The following is an 18,837-nucleotide window of genomic DNA, read 5'->3' as shown; positions in this document are numbered from 1 at the left end:
TATCCTCATGAAACAAATCACCTTCGCTTCCCGCAACCACCAGCTTACTAACATCAATACCTGGACGCCGGACAGCCAGTGGCTGGTCTATGACGTGCGCCCGTCAGGTGCATCGTTCACCGGTGAAACCATCGAGCGGGTTAATGTTGTTACGGGCGAGGTCGAGGTGATTTATCGCGCCACTGACGGTGCGCACGTTGGCGTGGTGACCGTTCATCCCGCGCAGGAGAAATACGTCTTTATCCACGGCCCGAAAAACCCGGATGCGGACTGGCACTACGATTTTCATCATCGCCAGGGGGTAATTGCGCATCACGGGCAGATGAGCAACCTGGACGCAATGGATATCACTTCACCGTTCACCCCGGGCGCGCTGCGCGGCGGCAGCCACGTCCATGTCTTCAGCCCGAACGGCCAGCTTGTCAGCTTTACCTATAACGACCACGTGCTGCACGTGCGCGATGCGAAGCTTGATTTACGCAACGTCGGCGTGGCGGCGCCTTATGGCCCGGTGAATCCGCCGGGAAACCATCCTCGTGAATACCCGGGGACTTACTGGAGCGTGCTGGTCAGCCGCACGACGCCCAACCCGCAGCCGGGCAGCGACGAGATTAACCGCGCCTACGAAGAGGGCTGGGTGGGCAACGACAGACTGGCGTTTATCGGCGATACCCTGTCTGCAACGGGCGAGAAAGTGCCTGAACTGTTTATTGTTAACCTGCCAGAAGATGAACAGAGCTGGAAACGGGCGGGCGATGCGCCGCTTCAGGGCACCGCAGAGACCCTGCCAGCCCCGCCTGCTGGGGTGAAGCAGCGTCGTTTGACCTTTACGCATCAAAGGGCCTATCCGGGCCTGGTGAACGTGCCGCGTCACTGGGTTCGCAGCAACCCGGAGGGGACACAGATCGCGTTTCTGATGCGCGACGATAACGGCATTGTGCAGCTGTGGCTGATCTCACCTGATGGCGGCGAGCCGCGCCAGCTGACGCGTAACGGGAGCGATATTCAGTCTGCGTTTAACTGGCATCCGGCGGGTGATCGGCTTGGGTTTGTGCTCGAAAACCGGATCGCCTGCTGTGACGCGCAGACCGGACAGGTGACGTTTTTGACGTCCGATCACGGCAATCCGCCGTCTGCGGATGCCGTCGTATTTTCCCCGGACGGGCGCTTTATTGCGTGGATGGAAGAGACGGACGGTTTACGTCAGCTCTGGTTAGCGGAAACCGCGCAGAACTAGCGCGGCGGCATCTCTGCGGGCGGAATGACGGCGTTTGTCGCCAGATTTTCCTGCTCGCTTTTCTCTACCCGTGAGCGCACGGAGTCGTCCTTACGGAATAAATCCCACGGCAGCAGAAGCGTGTCCGCCACAGCCGTAAACGGCATATCCAGGATAACCAGGGATTTGGTGCCCCAGTTTGTATCGTCATCGGAGATCATCGCCGCGCTGGCGCGCGTCCCCGGATATGTTCCTTCTTTACCGCCGGTGTGAGACATCACGCTCGAACACCCGCAAAGTAAAACTACCCCGCTGAACGTCGTCAGCTTTATCAGAACATTTTTCATCATCACTCAGTCATCGTTAATGGCACTGCATAGACCTGCAACTCAGGGTTATAGCGAGCCTTATCCAAAATGGATAGCCCGATAACCCCGCACTGTGGCAGCCATCGCAATTTAACCCTTTGTGCTGTTGTCCCAGTCTATGCGAGATGCAGGAAAGTGCAAAAAAAAGTGCAGTTGTCATGCTTGAAAAGCCCGGTTGCAGACCCATTTTAAGAATACGACCCGATAACGAACTCGCCTGATGGGTGTTCGGGGGGCGTAAAGGCCTGTCCATGGTGGAAGGCTTACTTTTCTCGCTGATTTCAGGAGTTTTATTTATGCGTAACTTCGATCTTTCTCCGCTGTACCGTTCTGCAATTGGTTTTGACCGCCTGTTTAACCATTTAGAAAATAACCAAAGCCAGAGCAACGGCTACCCTCCATACAATGTTGAGCTGGTTGACGAAAACCACTACCGCATCGCCATTGCCGTCGCCGGTTTTGCAGAAAACGAACTGGAGATCACCGCGCAGGACAACCTGCTGGTGGTGAAAGGTTCCCATACGGCCGAGCAGAAAGAACGTACCTACCTTTACCAGGGCATCGCTGAGCGCAACTTTGAACGCAAGTTCCAGTTAGCCGAGAACATTCATGTGAAAGGTGCAAACCTGGTCAACGGCCTGCTGTTTATCGAACTGGAACGTGTGATTCCGGAAGAGAAAAAACCGCGTCGTATCGAAATTAACTAATTATGCGGGTCGCGCGAGCGGCCCACCCAGACCTGCTTGCCGTAACGGGAGCATATGCGAATCCATCAGGATTTGCAGGAACAACTGCGCACAAAATTAAACTGTGCCGAACTCGCTTCTCAGAAGGAGATTTAGTATGCGTAACTACGATTTATCCCCCTTACTTCGTCAGTGGATTGGTTTTGACAAACTGGCTAATGCCCTGCAAAACACCGCTGAGCAACAGACGTTTCCGCCGTACAACATCGAAAAAAGCGACGATAACCACTATCGCATCACCCTGGCGCTGGCTGGCTTCCGTCAGGAGGATCTGGATATTCAGCTCGAAGGCACGCGTCTGACCGTGAAAGGTACGCCGGAGAAACAAGAGACCGAGACCAAATGGCTTCATCAGGGGCTGGTTAATCAGCCGTTTAGCCTGAGCTTTACCCTGGCAGACCATATGGACGTCTCCGGCGCAACGTTTACCAACGGGCTGCTGCATATTGACCTGACCCGTAACGTACCGGAAGCCATCGCGCCGCAGCGTATCGCCATTAGCGACCGGCCGGCGTTGAATAGTTAACAAGCCCGCCGAACCTGTAGGTCGGGTAAGGCGCAGCCGCCACCCGACACTGCTCACAGACCGCACAAGGCCCTGCCCCGGCAGGGCTTTTTTGTGCGCCATCGCCCATACAACCGCCCACGGCTCTGAGAGAATCCTTAGCATAACTAAGGTTATGCCAAGGAAGTGGATCATGAGTGATATCGCGTTAACCGTCAGCGTGTTGGCCCTGGTCGCTGTTGTTGGCCTGTGGATAGGGAATATCAAAATCCGCGGCGTCGGGTTTGGGATAGGCGGGGTGCTGTTCGGCGGCATTTTTGTCGGCCACTTTGCCGACCAGCTCGGGCTGGTGCTGAGCGCCGAAATGCTCCACTTTACCCAGGAGTTCGGCCTGATCCTGTTCGTTTATACCATCGGGATTCAGGTGGGGCCGGGTTTTTTCGCCTCACTTCGGGTCTCCGGCTTACGGCTCAACCTGTTTGCTCTCGGCATTGTGGTGATGGGCGGGCTGGTCACCGCCATTCTGCATAAAATCTTTGCTATCCCGCTGCCCGTGGTGCTGGGCATTTTCTCCGGGGCGGTCACCAACACGCCTGCGCTCGGCGCGGGGCAGCAAATCCTGCGCGATTTGGGCATCGAACCCGGCATCGTCGACCAGATGGGGATGAGCTACGCCATGGCCTATCCGTTTGGTATTTGCGGCATTCTGCTCTCCATGTGGCTGGTCCGCGTCCTGTTTCGCATTAACGTCGATAAAGAGGCGAAGGACCACGAAACCACGCTTACCAACGGCCATATGCCGATCAAAACCATCAACATTCGGGTCGATAACCCCAACCTGAACAATATGGCGATTCAGGACGTGCCGATCCTGAACAGCGCCAATATTATCTGCTCCCGCCTTAAGCGCGACGATATGCTGATGGTGCCTGCCCCCGGCACCATTATTCAGCAAGGCGATCTGCTGCACCTGGTGGGCCAGCCTGGAGATTTGAACAATGCCCGTCTGGTGATTGGTCAGGAAGTGGATACCTCGCTCTCAACGCGCGGCACCGATATGCGCGTTGAACGCGTTGTGGTAACCAACGAGCACGTCCTTGGCAAAAAAATACGCGATCTGCAGGTAAAAGAGCGTTATGACGTCGTGATCTCCCGCCTTAACCGTGCGGGTGTCGAGCTGGTCGCCAGCCCGGAGGCCAGCCTGCAGTTCGGGGATATCCTCAACCTGGTGGGGCGCCCGTCTTCCATTGACGCCGTCGCGGATATGGTGGGTAACGCGCAGCAAAAACTGCAGCAGGTGCAGATGCTACCGGTGTTCATCGGTATCGGGCTCGGCGTGCTGCTCGGCTCCATCCCGCTGTACGTGCCGGGCTTCCCGGTGGCGCTCAAGCTGGGCCTGGCGGGCGGGCCGCTGATTATGGCGCTGATCCTCGGGCGTATCGGCTGCATCGGTAAGCTCTACTGGTTTATGCCGCCGAGCGCCAACCTGGCGCTGCGCGAGCTGGGCATCGTGCTGTTCCTGGCGGTGGTCGGGCTGAAGTCCGGCGGGGATTTCGTCGACACCCTGGTCAAGGGTGAAGGGATGAGCTGGGTCGGCTACGGCATCTTTATCACGGCGATCCCGCTGCTGACGGTGGGCATACTGGCGCGGATGTTCGCCAAAATGAACTACCTGACGCTGTGCGGCATGCTGGCGGGTTCCATGACCGATCCGCCCGCGCTGGCCTTTGCCAATAACCTGCACACCACCAGCGGCGCGGCCGCGCTCTCCTATGCCACCGTCTACCCGCTGGTGATGTTCCTGCGCATCATCACCCCGCAGCTACTAGCGGTGCTGTTCTGGGGGATGAGCTAGTAAATCTTCCGGGTGTATGCGCCGCAGATGGTAGTCCACCTGGTAATCACTGGTATTTCGGAACATCACGGAATAGTTGAGGAACTCGCCGCTGTCGCTGTAGGAAAGGGAGGTGATACGCAGCAGCGGCGTCTGTTCCGGCAGGTTCATATAACCGGCCAGCTGCTTATCGGCCAGCACCGGCGTCAGGCTCTCGTAGTTGCCGCTGATGGTGATCCCGCACTCCTTCTCGATGTAATCAAACTTTGACCCTTCAAGATGCGCCAGCGACAGATTGCGAAACAGCTTCACCGGCATAAAACTGTCCTCCAGCATCAGCGGTTTTCCGTCCACGTAGCGCACCCGCCGGGAAAAGTAGATCCGCTCATCCACCTGAATTCGCAGCTGGCTGGCGATGGCGGGCGGGGCGGGCATCACTTCAAACTGCAGCACCTTGCTCTGCACCTCTTTTCCCTGCTGACGCAGCACCTCCACCAGCCCGGTCAGGTTGGTGGTTTCGTGGTGAACGTCTTTGCGTGACACAAACGTGCCGCTGCCGTGCCGCCGTTCAACCAACCCCCAGCTCACCAGCAGATCCAGCGCCTTGCGGATGGTCATTCGCGCCACGCCGAACTCCTGCGCCAGCGCTTTCTCGCCCGGCAGCGGACTGCCGATATTGTAGTCCGACGAATTCAGCCGCAGCCGCAATCTGTCAGCAATGGATTTGTAGATCACCAGTAGACCTCTCTGCCCTTATCAGGGCGTGGATGGCGTCCTGACATGTCCATATTTACCGTAAAAAGTAGACCTGATTGGTCAAAATAAAACCATGAATGCGATCACGAATCGCAGCGGCACGCCATGTTCGCGCATCAGTAAGTTCTTATGCTCACCTCAGGCCAGCAAAAAACCATAAAGGCCTCTACCCCTACAGGTTGTTTCATGAGGATTTAAAAATGCTCAGTCAAATACAACGTTTTGGCGGTGCCATGTTTACCCCGGTGTTGCTATTTCCGTTCGCCGGGATCGTGGTGGGAATCGCCATCATGCTTCGCAACCCGCTGTTTGTCGGCGAAGCCTTAACGGCCCCCGATCATCTTTTCGCGCAGATTGTTCACATCATTGAAGAGGGCGGCTGGGCGGTGTTCCGCAATATGCCGCTGATTTTTGCCGTCGGCCTGCCGATTGGCCTGGCGAAGCAGGCCCAGGGCCGCGCCTGTCTGGCGGTGCTGATTAGCTTCCTGACCTGGAACTACTTCATCAACGCGATGGGGATGACCTGGGGCCACTTCTTCGGCGTCGACTTCTCCGCCGAACCGACGGCGGGAAGCGGGCTGGCGATGATTGCCGGGATCAAAACGCTCGATACCAGCATCATCGGCGCTATCGTGATTTCAGGCATCGTCACCGCCATCCACAACCGCTATTTTGACAAGCCGCTGCCGGTGTTTCTGGGGATTTTCCAGGGCAGCTCGTTTGTCGTTATCCTCGCGTTCTTCGTCATGATCCCCTGCGCCTGGCTGACGCTGCTGGGCTGGCCGAAAGTGCAGATGGGCATTGAGTCCCTGCAGGCGTTCCTGCGCTCTGCCGGTGCGCTGGGCGTATGGGTCTATACCTTCCTGGAACGCATTCTGATCCCAACCGGATTGCACCACTTCGTCTACGGTCCGTTCATCTTTGGCCCGGCGGCGGTGGAAGGGGGGATTCAGGTCTACTGGGCGCAGCACCTGCAGGAATTCAGCCAGAGCACCCTGCCGCTGAAAACCCTCTTCCCGGAAGGCGGGTTCGCGCTGCACGGCAACTCCAAAGTGTTTGGCTCGGTCGGGATTGCGCTGGCGATCTGGTACACCGCGTCGCCGGAAAACCGCGTCAAGGTCGCGGGGCTACTGGTCCCGGCCACGCTTACCGCGGTGCTGGTGGGTATTACCGAACCGCTCGAATTTACCTTCCTGTTTATCTCGCCGCTGCTGTTTGCCGTTCACGCCGTGCTGGCGGCCACCATGGCAACGGTGATGTACACCTTCGGCGTGGTCGGGAACATGGGCGGCGGCCTGCTGGACCAGTTCCTGCCGCAAAACTGGATCCCGATGTTCCACAACCACGCCTCGACGGTGTTCACCCAGATCGGCATTGGCGTCTGCTTTACCGGAGTTTACTTCGTGGTCTTCAAAACGCTGATTGCGCGTCTGAACCTGAAAACCCCGGGCCGGGAAGAGAGCGAAATCAAGCTCTACAGCAAGGCCGACTATAAGGCGGCGCGCGGGCAAACTACCGCCCCGGCCGCGGCCAGCCAGCAGGTCGGGCAGGCCGCCGGGTTCCTGCAGGCGCTGGGCGGCGCGGCCAACATCGACAGCATCAACAACTGCGCCACCCGCCTGCGCATCGCCCTGGTCGATATGGCGAAAACACAAAGTGATGACGTCTTCAAAGCCCTTGGCGCCCACGGTGTGGTGCGACGCGGCAACGGCATTCAGGTGATTGTCGGCCTGCACGTTCCTCAGGTGCGCGACCAGCTGGAATCGCTGATGAAAACTTCCTTAACGAATGAACAAACCACCCTGACAGAGGCTATATCATGAAAAAATTCTCAGTTGTCATTGCAGGCGGCGGCAGCACCTTTACGCCTGGTATCGTCCTGATGCTGTTAGCCAACCGTGACCGTTTCCCGCTGCGCGCCCTGAAGTTCTATGACAACGACGGCGCGCGTCAGGAAACCATCGCCGAAGCGTGCAAAATCATCCTTAAGGAGCAGGCCCCGGAGATTGAATTCAGCTACACCACCGATCCGAAAGCGGCCTTTAGCGATGTCGATTTCGTGATGGCGCATATCCGCGTGGGCAAATACCCGATGCGTGAAAAGGATGAAAAAATCCCGCTGCGCCACGGCGTGCTGGGCCAGGAAACCTGCGGCCCGGGCGGGATCGCCTACGGCATGCGCTCTATCGGCGGCGTGCTGGAGCTGGTGGATTACATGGAGCAGTACTCTCCGAACGCGTGGATGCTGAACTACTCCAACCCGGCGGCGATTGTTGCGGAGGCCACGCGCCGCCTGCGTCCGAACGCCAAAATTCTCAACATATGCGATATGCCGATCGGCATTGAAGGGCGCATGGCGCAGATTGTCGGCCTGAAAGACCGCAAAGAGATGCGCGTGCGCTACTATGGCCTGAACCACTTCGGCTGGTGGACGTCGATTGAAGATCTTAACGGCAACGATCTGATGCCGAAACTGCGCGAATACGTGGCGAAAAACGGCTATGTACCGCCGTCTGACGATGCGCACACCGAGGCGAGCTGGAACGATACCTTCGCCAAAGCCAAAGACGTGCAGGCGCTGGATCCGGACACCATGCCGAACACCTATCTGAAGTATTACCTGTTCCCGGACTACGTGGTCGCGCATTCCAACCCGGAACGCACCCGCGCCAATGAGGTCATGGACCACCGTGAGAAGCATGTATTCAGTTCATGCCGGGCGATTATCGAGGCGGGCAAATCCTCCGCCGGCGAGCTGGAAATCGACGAACATGCGTCGTACATCGTCGATCTGGCGACCGCGATTGCCTTTAATACCCAGGAACGCATGCTGCTGATTGTGCCCAACAACGGGGCCATCCATAACTTTGATGCCGACGCGATGGTGGAGATCCCTTGTCTGGTCGGCCATAACGGACCGGAGCCGCTTACGGTGGGCGATATTCCGCACTTCCAGAAAGGGCTGATGAGCCAGCAGGTGGCGGTGGAAAAACTGGTGGTGGATGCCTGGGAGCAGCGTTCGTACCAGAAACTCTGGCAGGCGATCACCCTGTCGAAAACCGTGCCGAGCGCGTCCGTCGCGAAAGCGATTCTGGATGACCTGATCGAGGCCAACAAAGAGTACTGGCCAGCGCTGCACTGATCGTCCTGACCGGCATCGCCCGATGCCGGTCTCCTTGTCCTTGTCGATTTACGCTATGCTGAAGCCTGCCCGTAGCTCGACAAGGAACCTTCATGAAAATTTCCCGCCTCGGCGAAGCGCCGGACTACCGCTTCTCGCTGGCTAATGAACGCACGTATTTAGCGTGGATCCGCACCGCGCTGGGATTCCTTGCCGCCGGGGTGGGGCTCGACCAGCTCGCGCCTGATTTCGCCACGCCGTTGATTCGCGAGGTGCTGGCGCTGCTGCTGTGCCTGTTCGCGGGCGTGCTGGCGATTTACGGCTACCTGCGTTGGCTGCGCAATGAGAAGGCGATGCGTCTGAAGCAGGATCTGCCCTATACGCGTGGGTTACTCATCATCAGCGCGATTTTGCTGGCGGTGGCGGGCGTGGTGATGGGGCTGGTGTTCTATGGCGGATAGCCGCAAAGCGCGACGCGAAGCGGACCCCGGCCTGCAGCCGGAGCGGACGTCACTCGCCTGGCTGCGCACGCTGCTGGGGTATGGCGCGCTGATCGCCCTGGCGATTAAGCACAACTGGCACCGCACCGGGGTGCCGTTCTGGATCTCGCTTGTTGTGCTGGCGCTGGTGGCAATCGTTTTATTGCGCTATACCCGCAGTCGTAACCTGATGGACGTAGCGCAGGACGACTTTGTGCAGCCGAAGGCGGTGCGGGATAAGTTCCTCATCGCGCTGGCTGTGCTGTCGCTGTCTTTACTCTTCGCAGTGACTCACATTCAGCAAATTGTGAGCTTTTAAAGCCCGGTGGCGGCTACGCCTTACCGGGCCTACAACTGCCGCGAACCGTAGGCCGGGTAAGGCGCAGCCGCCACCCGGCAGAATTACTGCCCTTTAGCCAGATACTTCGCCATCTCGTCTTCCGGTACCATGCCGCCGCCGGTCGCCCACACCAGGTGGGTAACGCTGGCATCTGAAGGCACGCGCAGCGGCCCGGCCATCCCCGCCAGCGCGGACGGTTCCAGCCGAATGCCTTCCTCCTGCGCCAGCCAGCCGAGCATGTCGTACATGCTCTGATCGGAAAGCGTATAGAACCCGTCGAGCAGGCGCTCCATCGCGCGGCCCACGAAGCCGGAGGCGCGTCCTACCGCCAGCCCGTCCGCCGCCGTCACGTTATCAATGCCCAGGTCCTGCACCGCGATCTCATCGTGCAGGCCGGTGTAAACGCCCAGCAGCATGCACGGGGAGTGCGTGGGCTCCGCGAAGAAGCAGTGAACGTTATCGCCAAAGGCCAGCTTCAGGCCAAACGCCACGCCGCCGGGGCCGCCGCCGACGCCGCACGGCAGGTAGACGTACAGCGGATGATCGGCATCCACCACGCGGCCCTGAGCGGCAAACTGTGCCTTCAGGCGCTCGCCCGCCACCGCGTAGCCCAGGAACAGGGTGCGGGAGTTTTCATCGTCAATGAAGAAGCAGTTCGGATCGCTTTCCGCCGCTTTGCGTCCCTGCTCCACCGCCACGCCGTAATCCTGCTCATATTCCACGACGATGACGCCGTGGCTGCGCAGTTTGGCTTTTTTCCACTCGCGGGCGTCGGCGGACATATGCACCGTCACCTTAAAGCCGATGCGTGCGCTCATGATGCCGATGGACATCCCCAGGTTGCCGGTTGAGCCTACCGCAATGCTGTACTGGCTGAAGAAGTCCTTAAAGCGCGGCTCCAGCAGGATGCTGTAGTCGTCTTCAACGCTCAGCAACCCGGCATCCAGCGCCAGTTTTTCCGCGTGGGTCAGCACCTCATAGATACCGCCGCGCGCTTTAATCGAGCCGGAGATCGGCAAATGGCTGTCTTTTTTCAGCAGCAGCGTGCCGGGAATGGATTTGCCAGATTCTTTCTCCAGCCGCGCCCGCATTGCCGGAATGGCGACCAGTTCAGATTCAATAATCCCGCCCGTTGCGGCCGTCTCCGGGAAGGCTTTCGCCAGATACGGCGCGAAGCGGTTGAGGCGCGCATGGGCATCGTCCACGTCGGCTTTGGTCAGCCCGACATAGGGCAGCCCTTCTTCAAGCGTGGTGGTGTTCGGGTTAAGCCAGGTGGTTTCTTTCAGGGCAATCAGATCCTCAACCAGAGGAAACTGTGCGGTTAAAGTGGTGATAGTTGCGTTTTCCATAATACGTCTCTTCGCGCTCAGATAATGAAAGAAAGCAGGAATGTGCCGCCAAGTGCAAGCACCGAGGCGATAAACGTCGCCGTCGTATAGTATTTGAAGGTCTCATTCAGGGTCGCGCCGCAGTATTGCTTCACCAGCCAGAAGAGGGAATCGGTCACGATCGTGCAGCCAATGGCGCCGGAACCGATGGCAATGGTGATGATCTCCGGGCTGACGTTCGGGTAGAGCTGCAGCATCGGCGCGACGATGGCCGTGGCGCCCATCATCGCGACCGTGGCGGAGCCTACGGCGGCATGCAGCACCAGCGCCACCAGCCAGGCGAGCAGGATAGGGTGCATGTGCAGGTTCGAGAGAATTTGCGCCAGCGAGTCCGCCAGTCCGCTGGTTTTCAGGATGGCGTTGAACGCGCCGCCCGCGCCGATAATCAGCAAAATGTTGGCGATAGAGCCAAAGCCGTGCTCCGTATGGGTCAGCATCGCGCCCATGCCCATATGCTGGCGGATGCCCAGCAGGTAGTAGGCGACAAACACGGCGATAAACATGGCGGTGATGGGGTTGCCGATAAACTCCAGCAGCGTATACAGCGTGCCGTCTTTTGCCATATTCAGTTCAGCGATGGTCTTCACCAGCATCAGGGCAATCGGCAGCAGCACCGTAAACAGCGTGGCGCCCAGCGACGGCAGGGTATGCTCCTCCCGCACCTTCAGGTCTGAAAATTCCGCCGGAACCGGTTTAAACGGCAGACGATTGCCGAGCAGCTTCAGGAACAGCGGGCCGCCGACCAGAGAGGCCATCAGGCCCACCAGCAGGCCGTAGACGATTACCGTCCCAACGTCCGCCCCTAATTTATTGGTCACAAACAGCGCGGCCGGATGCGGCGGCACCACGCAGTGCACCGCCATCAGCGCGGTACAGAGCGGAATGGCCAGCTTAAGCAGCGACGTGTGGGTCTTTTTGGCGATGGAAAACGCCAGTGGGATCAGCAGGACCACGCCCACTTCCACGAACAGCGTAATGCCGCAGATCAGGCCCACCAGCACCATAATCACGTCTGCTGACAGCCAGCGGCAGCGCTGCAACGTAATCCCGATGCGCTCTGCCGCGCCGGAAACCTCCATCATCTTGCCGAGAATGGTGCCCAGACCAATCACCGCTGCCAGGAAGCCCAGCGTACCGCCAATCCCGCTCTCAATGGCGTTTACCATATCCAGCGGGCTCATTCCCATCATTGCGCCGACGAAAAAGCTCGCCAGCAGCAGCGCGAGGAACGGGTGAAACTTCAGCTTAACGATGGTTAAAACAATCAACACAATGCTGACCAGCAGCGTTGCCACAACCCAGACCTGAGATCCCATATCTCACCTCACCCTTATGTCATCTGGGGATATTGGACGAAAAAGCGGCGTGGGCTGACAAACGATATAAATTGGCGTTCAGGTGAGCCAGATTGAATCAACTGAGTGACTGCGCTCTAAAAAACGCACTTAATCCGCATTAGGTTCACATAAATTCACCCTTAAACAGTATGCTGAGCGCAGAAACCACGCGTGAGAATTGTGATGACCGATGCAAATGAAGCCAGAAACCGGCTATTAAACGGCTGGCAGCTGTCGAAAATGTACACCTTTGAAGTGGCGGCTCGACATGAATCCTTCGCGCTGGCGGCGGAGGAGCTGTCGCTCAGCCCCAGCGCGGTGAGCCACCGCATCAACCTGCTCGAAGAAGAGCTCGGTATTCAGCTGTTTGTCCGTTCGCACCGTAAAGTTGAGCTGACGCAGGAGGGAAAGCGCGTTTACTGGACGCTAAAATCGTCCCTCGACACCCTGAATCAGGAGATCCTGGACATCAAAAACCAGGCGCTGTCCGGCACGCTGACGGTCTACTCCCGGCCGTCGATCGCTCAGTGCTGGCTGGTACCCATGCTGGGCGACTTTACCCGCCGCTATCCGTCAATATCGCTTACCGTCCTTACCGGCAATGATTACGTCAATATGCAGCGAACGGGCGTCGATCTGGCGCTCTATTTCGACGATAAGCCGCCAAACCATCTGTCTCATCACTTCCTGATGGACGAAGAGATTTTGCCCGTCTGCTCGCCGCAGTATGCCCGCGAGCATGAGCTGCTGAAAAACCCCGATAACCTTAGCCACTGCACGCTGCTGCATGACCGTCAGGCCTGGAGCAATGATTCCGGTACGGATGAGTGGCTGAGCTGGGCGCAGCACTTTGCGGTGAATATGCCGCCATCGTCGGGTATTGGTTTCGATCGTTCCGACTTAGCGATTATTGCGGCCATCAACCACGTCGGCGTCGCGATGGGGAGAAAGCGGCTGGTGCAAAAACGGCTTGAACGGGGCGAACTGATCGCCCCGTTTGGTGACAAGACCCTGAAATGCCATCAGCACTACTATGTTTCGACGCTTTCGGGCCGACAGTGGCCGAAAATAGACGCCTTTATCGGCTGGCTGAGAGAACTGGCAGGTTGAAGAATTATTACGCTTTCGCGCTACACCAAATGTGAAAAAGCGTGCTAAATACAGGTAATGCTTTCGATTTATCCAGGGTAAACCGTGTTAAAGCCTCTTATAGCGACCGCGTTACTGATCTCTTCCGGCTGGGCCATTGCCGCTGAGCCGCCGCTGACGGCTGCCCGTTATGCGCAGCAGCTTGGCGTCGGGATGGATGTGGACTGGGCGCGCACCGAGCGCGGCATACGCGAATTCGATCCGCTGGTGGTCCGCGATTTTCGGGCTAAAGGCATTACCCACGTGCGCATCCGCGTGGCCGACGAGCCGACGGAAGCGCGGCTGATCCACCTGCGCAAGCTGGTAGAAGCCTGTGAGCAGTATGGCGTGATCCCGATAGTCGCGTATCAGGCTGATGAATATAAAAACGACCCGAAAGCCGATAACGAGAAAGAGACGGTCAACTGGTGGATTGCCGTGGCGCACTATTTCGGTCAAAGCTACCCGCTGCTGGGTTTTGATCTCATCTATGAGCCCGCCGACAAGCTTAACCACAATCTCGCGTCGTTAAACCGCGTGTATGAAAAAACCATTAAAGCGATCCACGACATCGACCCGCAGCGCATGATCTTCATTGCGCCACGCCTGCGTGCCGCGCCGGAGGAGTTATCCAGCCTGAAGCTGCCCGCGCACAGCCAAACCTATCTGCTGGCGGAGTGGCATATTTTCCCGTGGGGGCCGCTGAAAAATGGCGGTAAATACCCGTGGACGTCCGGCACGGCGGCGGAGAAAGCGGCTATCCGTAACCGCATCAATGCCGCGCTGCACTGGCAGCAAAAAACCGGGCACGTTAGCTGGGTCGGGGGCTGGGGCGTGGGAGAATCAAGCCGCTTTACGCCAACCGCCTCGCAAGTCGCGTTCGCCACCTTTATGGCCTGCGAGCTGCAAAAGGCGAAAATTCCGTATGCGCTTAACGCGGACTTCCAGTTTTACGACGGGGAAGAGGGGGCCTGGCGGCCAGCGCCAGAGCCGTTACTGCAGGCGATGATTGCGCCCGTCTGTGAAAAGCCCGGCGAGAAGCCGGGCCATCATGCGGTTAAACCGGCTGCTCGTGATGCGGGACACGCGACGCCAGCGGCAGCCAGCACAGTAAAATCAGCAGCCCCATCAGCGTCATCAGCAGGCCCAAACTAGCCTGCCCGGTCTGCGGCATCATCGCTGAAAGCCAGGCCAGCGCACCGGAACCGATGTTCTGCAAACCGCCCACCAGCGCGCCCGCCGTACCTGCGAGGAACGGGAACGGCTCCATCGCGCCGCTGGTGGCGAGCGGGAACAGCATCCCCGCGCCGAAGAAGAACAGCGCCGCCGGGATGAGCAGCGTCCAGACGGTCATCACGCCAAACAGCCCCGGGATCCACATCATCAGACCCGCCAGCAGACAGCTGATCACCGACTGCCACATCAGGGTGGAGAAGCGCTTGTTTGGTCGACCGGCAAACCACGCGCCGAAGAACGCCGCCGGGATCGGCAGAATAAACAGAATGCTCACCACCATGCTGCTCAGGCCCAGCCCCGCGCCCAGCAGCACGCCGGAGCAGGCTTCGAACACCGCGATGCCCGCCAGGCCGCCGATGAGCATCAGCAGGTAGCAGGTAAACGCGCCGTTGCCGAACAGCGTTTTATAGCTGGCGATCAGCTTCGTGCGCGGCGCGTCCTGCGGACGCGTTTCCGGCATCCAGCGCGCCATGCTGAAGGTGACAATCATGCAGAGCACCAGCAGGAAGGCGTAGCAGGCGCGCCAGGACCACATCGTGTCCAGCAGGCCGCCGATCAGCGGGGCCAGCAGCGGGCTGACCAGAATGCCCATATTCAACAGGCTGTTAGCATGACGGAGCTGGGTGCCCTGATACATATCGCGCGGTAAGGTTCGCGCCATCACCCCGCCAACGCCGGTCCCAACGCCCTGCAGGGCGCTGGCGGCAATCAGTACGGTCAGGCTATGGGTGGTAATGGCAATTACCGTCGCCACCATGAAAATACTCATGCCCACCAGGATCACCGGGCGACGCCCGACGCGGTCGGAGAGCGGGCCGTAGAAGAGCTGCGAAACGCCATAGGTCAGCAGGTAGGCCGCCATTACGCTCTGTACCGCGCCCTCGCGGACGTTCAATTCCTTTGCCATGTCGGCAATCGCCGGAATGTAGATGGTTTGCGCCATCTGACCGACGGCCACCAGTAACACCAGCATCAACAATAAGTTAACGTTCCGTTGCTTTTTCATGTCGCTGAATACTTTTGCCAAAAGAGAAAAATGAAGAATAAGTGACTGCGCATTCCCATAAATGCGCGAGGAATCTACCACAGAGAGATGACAATTTAAGCATTGTCGCGGTGAATGAAAAAACCGGTAAAGGCAGGATTTGTAAACAAGAACGGCAACTAATGTTGCCAGTGCTTTACGCCAGGCGCAGCAGAATGGCGCCGCCGGCAATGCCCAGCGCCGCCGCGATGCGCAGGCCCGCAACCTTCTCTTTTAAAAGCAAAAAAGCGATCAGCGCGCCAAAGAGTATGGAGGTTTCCCGCAGCGCCGCAACCACCGCCAGCGGTGCCTGCGTCATCGCCCACAGCGCCAGACCGTAAGAGCCCATGGTGCCAACGCCGCCGAGCAGACCTTTTTTCCAGTGCAGGCGCAGGTAGCCGGACGCCTCGCGCCGACGCGCCAACATCGCCCAGCCGAGCAGGCAGAAGCCGTTCATAAAGAAGGTCCACAGCGTATAGCCCAGCGCGGTGTCCGACAGCCGCACGCCGGTGCCGTCCACCAGCGTATACCCGGCGATAAAGCAGGCATTCAGCAGCGCCAGCCAGATCCCCTTGCGTGACTTCATGCGCCCGTTCATCGCCATCGCCAGAATAGACAGGCAAATTACCCCGATACCGGCCCAGGCGAGCCAGGAGAGACGATCGCCAAGCGCCAGCACGCTGATCAGCGCCACCAGCAGCGGTGCGGTGCCGCGCATCAGCGGATAGGTCTGGCTCATATCGGAGACCTGATAGGTCTTTGCCACCAGCACGGTGTACACCACCTGTAAGGCACAGGAGACAATCAAAAACGGCCAGCTTTCGGCAGAGGGCTGGGGAGAGAAGGGGAGCAGCACCAGAGCAATCAGCGTGGCGGACCCGCTGACGCTAATCGCGGAATAGAGCTTGTCCGTTCCGGCTTTGACGATGGCGTTCCAGCTGGCATGCAGCAGCGCGGCGAAGAGTAAAATGCAGAATACGGTGAGGGTCATGGCGTGTCGGGTGATGAGTTGTCACTCAACTGTAACATTCACGTCCTGAAGCTGCCAGCCGGTTACACCGCACAAAAAAGGCGGTGCGTCACCCGCGGTTCGTCCGAGACCAGCGTAAACCCTGCCTGGCGATAAAACCCGTAGGCAGCGTCCGGCGCATGGGTATTGAGGAAATCGAACCAGATGCTGGCATCGGCCATCACGACGGTTAAAAGCTGCTTGCCAATCCCCAGCCCACGGCACTTCTCGCTGACGTAGAGATGGCGAATACGCCCGGCGCGCGGCTGCTGGCTGAACGGATCGCGATTCAGACCGCACACGCCAACCAGCTTGCCGTTGAGAAACGCCCCCAGCAGCTTTTCACCCGGCGCGTTAAAGCGGTTCTCACCCCGCTGCCAGCTCTCTTCCAGCCTGCGCAGCATGTTGAAATTCGATGCGATACTTTCCGCCTTCAGGGCGATATACCCCGGCTCGTCGGGCGTGACAGGCTCAATTAACAGACGCGACATAGCATTCCCTCGTTATTAAAGAGGGGCGGTTGCCCGCCCCTCTCAGGTGCGACTTGAACCTGAATTACCGAACGAATTTCAGGACAGCATCAAGCAGTTGCAGTACTGCAACAATGAGTTTGAGGATAAGTATCACCATATCCACTACGCTCATACGCGTCTCCTTTTGGTTAAAAGGAGCACGATGCTGGCGTACCTTTCCGCCGCCTGTTGCCAGCACCTGGATTGACGTAACACAGTGTGCTCACTTCAGGGGTTAAGGCACTGACGGCACCACCCGTTTCAGCCAGGACTTCGTTGCGCCGGTAGAACTGCGGCCCCCTCGCTCACTGCGAACACCCTCAGTATAGATAAATACTGTACGTATGAGGGTCTTCCCTTGTTGTGGTGGCTGAAGGCATGATAATGGTGTATTTAATCGCCAGAGGTCACCGCCATGGACGAAAAGTCCCTCTACGCTCATATTCTCAACCTGTCCGATCCGTGGCAGGTAAAGTCCCTTTCTCTCGATGAAAATGCCGGTTCTGTTACTGTCACTATTGAGATCGCTGAAAACACCCGGCTAGCCTGTCCGACCTGCGGTAAATCCTGTTCTGTTCACGATCACCGTCATCGTAAATGGCGCCATCTTGATACCTGCCAGTTCACCACTATTGTTGAAGCCGATGTTCCACGAATTATGTGTCCGGAGCATGGCTGCCTGACGTTGCCTGTTCCGTGGGCTGGCCCCGGAAGTCGGTATACGTTGCTATTCGAATCGTTCGTTCTCTCATGGCTGAAAATCAGCACCGTTGATGCTGTCAGGAAGCAACTTAAGCTCAGTTGGAATGCGGTTGACGGCATTATGACCCGGGCAGTTAAGCGAGGTCTTGCCCGGATAAAAAAGCCATTATCCGCCCGTCATATGAATGTGGATGAGGTCGCCTTTAAAAAAGGACATCGTTACATAACGGTGATCTCCGATCGCGATGGTCGGGCGCTGGCCTTAACGGATGATCGCGGCACAGAGAGTCTTGCCGGCTATCTTCGCACGCTCACTGATGGGCAGTTGCTGGCTATCAAAACGCTCTCAATGGACATGAACGCGGGCTATATAAGAGCAGCGCGTATCCACTTACCCAGTGCGGTTGAGAAAATCGCCTTTGACCGCTTCCATGTGGCGAAGCAACTGGGCGAGGTAGTTGATAAAACCCGTCAGAATGAACATCCGCACCTCCCTGTTGAAAGCCGACACCAGGCAAAAGGAACCCGCTTCCTGTGGCAGTACAGCGATAAGTGGATGACCGAATCCCGGCAGGAAAAGCTGATGTGGCTGCGTGCACAGATGAAGCTGACGAGCCAGTGCTGGGCGCTGAAAGAGCTGGCAAAGGATATCTGGAACAGGCCATGGAGCGAGGAAAGACGGAGTGACTGGCAGAGATGGTTGGCGCTGGCGGCTAACAGTGACGTTCCCATGATGAAAAATGCCGCGAAAACGATAGGAAAAAGGCTGTACGGGATCCTGAATGCGATGCGACACAGTGTCTCAAACGGAAATGCGGAGGCACTTAACAGCAAGATCAGGCTGCTGAGGATAAAAGCCAGGGGATACCGAAACCGGGAGCGCTTTAAACTGGGGGTGATGTTCCACTACGGAAAGCTGAATATGGCGTTCTGAGCCTTCCCACCATGATCGGGGAAGACCCACGTATGAACAGTATTTTGTAGACAAAATCTGGAAGGCGATCCATACTCAAAAACGTCAAAATCCGTGCCGGAATTGCGCGTTCGTCTTCGATCGCGTATACTTTTTGCGTTGACGTAACACAGTGTGTTCTGCGGCGACCAACCGCAAAACCCTGATAAAAACCTCGCTTCGG

19 protein-coding genes and 1 other annotated feature are annotated in these 18,837 nt (G+C 58.0%); of the genes, 11 read left to right on the top strand and 8 right to left on the bottom strand.

Annotated features, from left to right (window positions below):
* Nucleotides 1–7 precede the first annotated feature (7 nt).
* Complete coding sequence (locus tag PI91_RS21850) at nucleotides 8–1,237, top strand: DUF3748 domain-containing protein (RefSeq protein ID WP_039267114.1); 1,230 nt, start codon at nucleotides 8–10, stop codon at nucleotides 1,235–1,237.
* On the opposite strand, the gene PI91_RS21845 is transcribed toward PI91_RS21850, so the two are convergent.
* Nucleotides 1,234–1,566 carry a YceK/YidQ family lipoprotein gene (locus PI91_RS21845; RefSeq protein WP_021242679.1) on the bottom strand — a complete coding sequence of 111 codons (333 nt, stop codon included), beginning with the start codon at nucleotides 1,564–1,566 and terminating at the stop codon, nucleotides 1,234–1,236. The two genes, PI91_RS21850 and PI91_RS21845, sit on opposite strands and share 4 nt — an antisense overlap.
* Before the next feature lie 249 nt (nucleotides 1,567–1,815).
* Nucleotides 1,816–1,887 (top strand) — a sequence feature (ROSE (Repression Of Heat Shock gene Expression) occurs in the 5'-region of heat shock genes and acts as an RNA thermometer to modulate expression.).
* Between PI91_RS21845 and ibpA the strand changes: the two genes are divergently transcribed.
* From ibpA to PI91_RS21830, 3 genes are all read left to right on the top strand, one after another.
* Complete coding sequence (gene ibpA / locus PI91_RS21840) at nucleotides 1,881–2,291, top strand: small heat shock chaperone IbpA (protein ID WP_008500162.1); 411 nt, start codon at nucleotides 1,881–1,883, stop codon at nucleotides 2,289–2,291. It overlaps the preceding feature by 7 nt.
* A 136-nt stretch (nucleotides 2,292–2,427) precedes the next feature.
* Entirely contained in the window at nucleotides 2,428–2,856 is a 429-nt protein-coding gene (gene ibpB / locus PI91_RS21835; protein WP_008500161.1) for a small heat shock chaperone IbpB, read from the top strand.
* A 172-nt stretch (nucleotides 2,857–3,028) separates the two neighbouring features.
* Complete coding sequence (locus PI91_RS21830; protein WP_039024540.1) at nucleotides 3,029–4,690, top strand: putative transporter; 1,662 nt, start codon at nucleotides 3,029–3,031, stop codon at nucleotides 4,688–4,690.
* On the opposite strand, the gene PI91_RS21825 is transcribed toward PI91_RS21830, so the two are convergent.
* Entirely contained in the window at nucleotides 4,661–5,404 is a 744-nt protein-coding gene (locus PI91_RS21825; protein ID WP_039267111.1) for a GntR family transcriptional regulator, read from the bottom strand. The genes PI91_RS21830 and PI91_RS21825 overlap by 30 nt on opposite strands.
* Before the next feature lie 221 nt (nucleotides 5,405–5,625).
* Here PI91_RS21825 and PI91_RS21820 point away from each other — a divergent pair, with 221 nt between their 5' ends.
* The 4 genes from PI91_RS21820 to PI91_RS21805 all read left to right on the top strand — a co-directional run bounded on the left by PI91_RS21820 (nucleotide 5,626) and on the right by PI91_RS21805 (nucleotide 9,344).
* Nucleotides 5,626–7,248, top strand: a complete 1,623-nt coding sequence (locus PI91_RS21820; protein ID WP_039267110.1) for an alpha-glucoside-specific PTS transporter subunit IIBC — start codon at nucleotides 5,626–5,628, stop codon at nucleotides 7,246–7,248.
* Entirely contained in the window at nucleotides 7,245–8,567 is a 1,323-nt protein-coding gene (locus tag PI91_RS21815; protein ID WP_039267109.1) for a 6-phospho-alpha-glucosidase, read from the top strand. Before PI91_RS21820 ends, PI91_RS21815 begins: the two co-directional genes overlap by 4 nt.
* Before the next feature lie 92 nt (nucleotides 8,568–8,659).
* Nucleotides 8,660–9,007 (top strand): YidH family protein, encoded by a 348-nt coding sequence (locus PI91_RS21810; RefSeq protein ID WP_008500156.1) that lies wholly within the window; start codon nucleotides 8,660–8,662, stop codon nucleotides 9,005–9,007.
* Nucleotides 8,997–9,344: a DUF202 domain-containing protein gene (locus PI91_RS21805; RefSeq protein WP_039267108.1), complete on the top strand. Its 348-nt coding sequence runs from the start codon at nucleotides 8,997–8,999 to the stop codon at nucleotides 9,342–9,344. The genes PI91_RS21810 and PI91_RS21805 overlap by 11 nt, the downstream gene beginning before the upstream one ends.
* Before the next feature lie 83 nt (nucleotides 9,345–9,427).
* Here PI91_RS21805 and dsdA read toward each other — a convergent pair whose 3' ends face one another.
* Both dsdA and dsdX read right to left on the bottom strand, forming a co-directional pair.
* Nucleotides 9,428–10,714, bottom strand: a complete 1,287-nt coding sequence (gene dsdA, locus PI91_RS21800; protein WP_021242686.1) for a D-serine ammonia-lyase — start codon at nucleotides 10,712–10,714, stop codon at nucleotides 9,428–9,430.
* Between the two features lie 17 nt (nucleotides 10,715–10,731).
* Nucleotides 10,732–12,069 carry a D-serine transporter DsdX gene (dsdX, locus tag PI91_RS21795; protein WP_039267107.1) on the bottom strand — a complete coding sequence of 446 codons (1,338 nt, stop codon included), beginning with the start codon at nucleotides 12,067–12,069 and terminating at the stop codon, nucleotides 10,732–10,734.
* A gap of 204 nt (nucleotides 12,070–12,273) precedes the next feature.
* Between dsdX and dsdC the strand changes: the two genes are divergently transcribed.
* Both dsdC and PI91_RS21785 read left to right on the top strand, forming a co-directional pair.
* A complete protein-coding gene (gene dsdC, locus PI91_RS21790; RefSeq protein ID WP_039267106.1) occupies nucleotides 12,274–13,200 on the top strand; it encodes a DNA-binding transcriptional regulator DsdC in 927 nt (308 codons plus the stop codon).
* Nucleotides 13,201–13,284: 84 nt separating this feature from the next.
* Nucleotides 13,285–14,373, top strand: a complete 1,089-nt coding sequence (locus PI91_RS21785; RefSeq protein ID WP_039267105.1) for a cellulase family glycosylhydrolase — start codon at nucleotides 13,285–13,287, stop codon at nucleotides 14,371–14,373.
* On the opposite strand, the gene emrD is transcribed toward PI91_RS21785, so the two are convergent.
* From emrD to tisB, 4 genes are all read right to left on the bottom strand, one after another.
* On the bottom strand, nucleotides 14,276–15,460 hold the full coding sequence (gene emrD, locus PI91_RS21780; protein ID WP_039267104.1) for a multidrug efflux MFS transporter EmrD: 1,185 nt from the start codon (nucleotides 15,458–15,460) through the stop codon (nucleotides 14,276–14,278). The genes PI91_RS21785 and emrD overlap by 98 nt on opposite strands.
* Nucleotides 15,461–15,635: 175 nt before the next feature.
* Nucleotides 15,636–16,469, bottom strand: coding sequence for an EamA family transporter (locus PI91_RS21775; protein WP_039267103.1), 834 nt, complete (start codon nucleotides 16,467–16,469; stop codon nucleotides 15,636–15,638).
* Nucleotides 16,470–16,531: 62 nt separating this feature from the next.
* Nucleotides 16,532–16,978, bottom strand: coding sequence for a GNAT family N-acetyltransferase (locus PI91_RS21770; RefSeq protein WP_023293705.1), 447 nt, complete (start codon nucleotides 16,976–16,978; stop codon nucleotides 16,532–16,534).
* A 64-nt stretch (nucleotides 16,979–17,042) separates the two neighbouring features.
* Complete coding sequence (gene tisB, locus PI91_RS25090) at nucleotides 17,043–17,132, bottom strand: type I toxin-antitoxin system toxin TisB (protein ID WP_008500146.1); 90 nt, start codon at nucleotides 17,130–17,132, stop codon at nucleotides 17,043–17,045.
* Nucleotides 17,133–17,414: 282 nt separating this feature from the next.
* Here tisB and PI91_RS21760 point away from each other — a divergent pair, with 282 nt between their 5' ends.
* The gene (locus PI91_RS21760) at nucleotides 17,415–18,635 is read left to right on the top strand and encodes an ISL3-like element ISKox3 family transposase (RefSeq protein WP_000343760.1); all 1,221 of its coding nucleotides are present in this window, start codon (nucleotides 17,415–17,417) and stop codon (nucleotides 18,633–18,635) included.
* The last annotated feature ends 202 nt before the right edge of the window (nucleotides 18,636–18,837 follow it).

It is taken from the genome of Enterobacter sp. FB (assembly GCF_000805795.1).
Taxonomy (GTDB): domain Bacteria; phylum Pseudomonadota; class Gammaproteobacteria; order Enterobacterales; family Enterobacteriaceae; genus Enterobacter; species Enterobacter roggenkampii.
Note: the sequence above shows the minus strand (reverse complement) of the source record. Positions and strands in the feature narration are given on the sequence as shown.

Excerpts from the sequence above, each read along its gene's own strand:
- PI91_RS21850 (WP_039267114.1), top strand. The coding sequence starts at position 8 with ATGAAACAAATCACCTTCGCTTCCCGCAACCACCAGCTTACTAACATC.
- PI91_RS21845 (WP_021242679.1), bottom strand. The coding sequence starts at position 1,566 with ATGATGAAAAATGTTCTGATAAAGCTGACGACGTTCAGCGGGGTAGTT.
- ibpA (WP_008500162.1), top strand. The coding sequence starts at position 1,881 with ATGCGTAACTTCGATCTTTCTCCGCTGTACCGTTCTGCAATTGGTTTT.
- ibpB (WP_008500161.1), top strand. The coding sequence starts at position 2,428 with ATGCGTAACTACGATTTATCCCCCTTACTTCGTCAGTGGATTGGTTTT.
- PI91_RS21830 (WP_039024540.1), top strand. The coding sequence starts at position 3,029 with ATGAGTGATATCGCGTTAACCGTCAGCGTGTTGGCCCTGGTCGCTGTT.
- PI91_RS21820 (WP_039267110.1), top strand. The coding sequence starts at position 5,626 with ATGCTCAGTCAAATACAACGTTTTGGCGGTGCCATGTTTACCCCGGTG.
- PI91_RS21815 (WP_039267109.1), top strand. The coding sequence starts at position 7,245 with ATGAAAAAATTCTCAGTTGTCATTGCAGGCGGCGGCAGCACCTTTACG.
- PI91_RS21810 (WP_008500156.1), top strand. The coding sequence starts at position 8,660 with ATGAAAATTTCCCGCCTCGGCGAAGCGCCGGACTACCGCTTCTCGCTG.
- PI91_RS21805 (WP_039267108.1), top strand. The coding sequence starts at position 8,997 with ATGGCGGATAGCCGCAAAGCGCGACGCGAAGCGGACCCCGGCCTGCAG.
- dsdA (WP_021242686.1), bottom strand. The coding sequence starts at position 10,714 with ATGGAAAACGCAACTATCACCACTTTAACCGCACAGTTTCCTCTGGTT.
- dsdX (WP_039267107.1), bottom strand. The coding sequence starts at position 12,069 with ATGGGATCTCAGGTCTGGGTTGTGGCAACGCTGCTGGTCAGCATTGTG.
- dsdC (WP_039267106.1), top strand. The coding sequence starts at position 12,274 with ATGACCGATGCAAATGAAGCCAGAAACCGGCTATTAAACGGCTGGCAG.
- emrD (WP_039267104.1), bottom strand. The coding sequence starts at position 15,460 with ATGAAAAAGCAACGGAACGTTAACTTATTGTTGATGCTGGTGTTACTG.
- PI91_RS21775 (WP_039267103.1), bottom strand. The coding sequence starts at position 16,469 with ATGACCCTCACCGTATTCTGCATTTTACTCTTCGCCGCGCTGCTGCAT.
- PI91_RS21770 (WP_023293705.1), bottom strand. The coding sequence starts at position 16,978 with ATGTCGCGTCTGTTAATTGAGCCTGTCACGCCCGACGAGCCGGGGTAT.
- tisB (WP_008500146.1), bottom strand. The coding sequence starts at position 17,132 with ATGAGCGTAGTGGATATGGTGATACTTATCCTCAAACTCATTGTTGCA.
- PI91_RS21760 (WP_000343760.1), top strand. The coding sequence starts at position 17,415 with ATGGACGAAAAGTCCCTCTACGCTCATATTCTCAACCTGTCCGATCCG.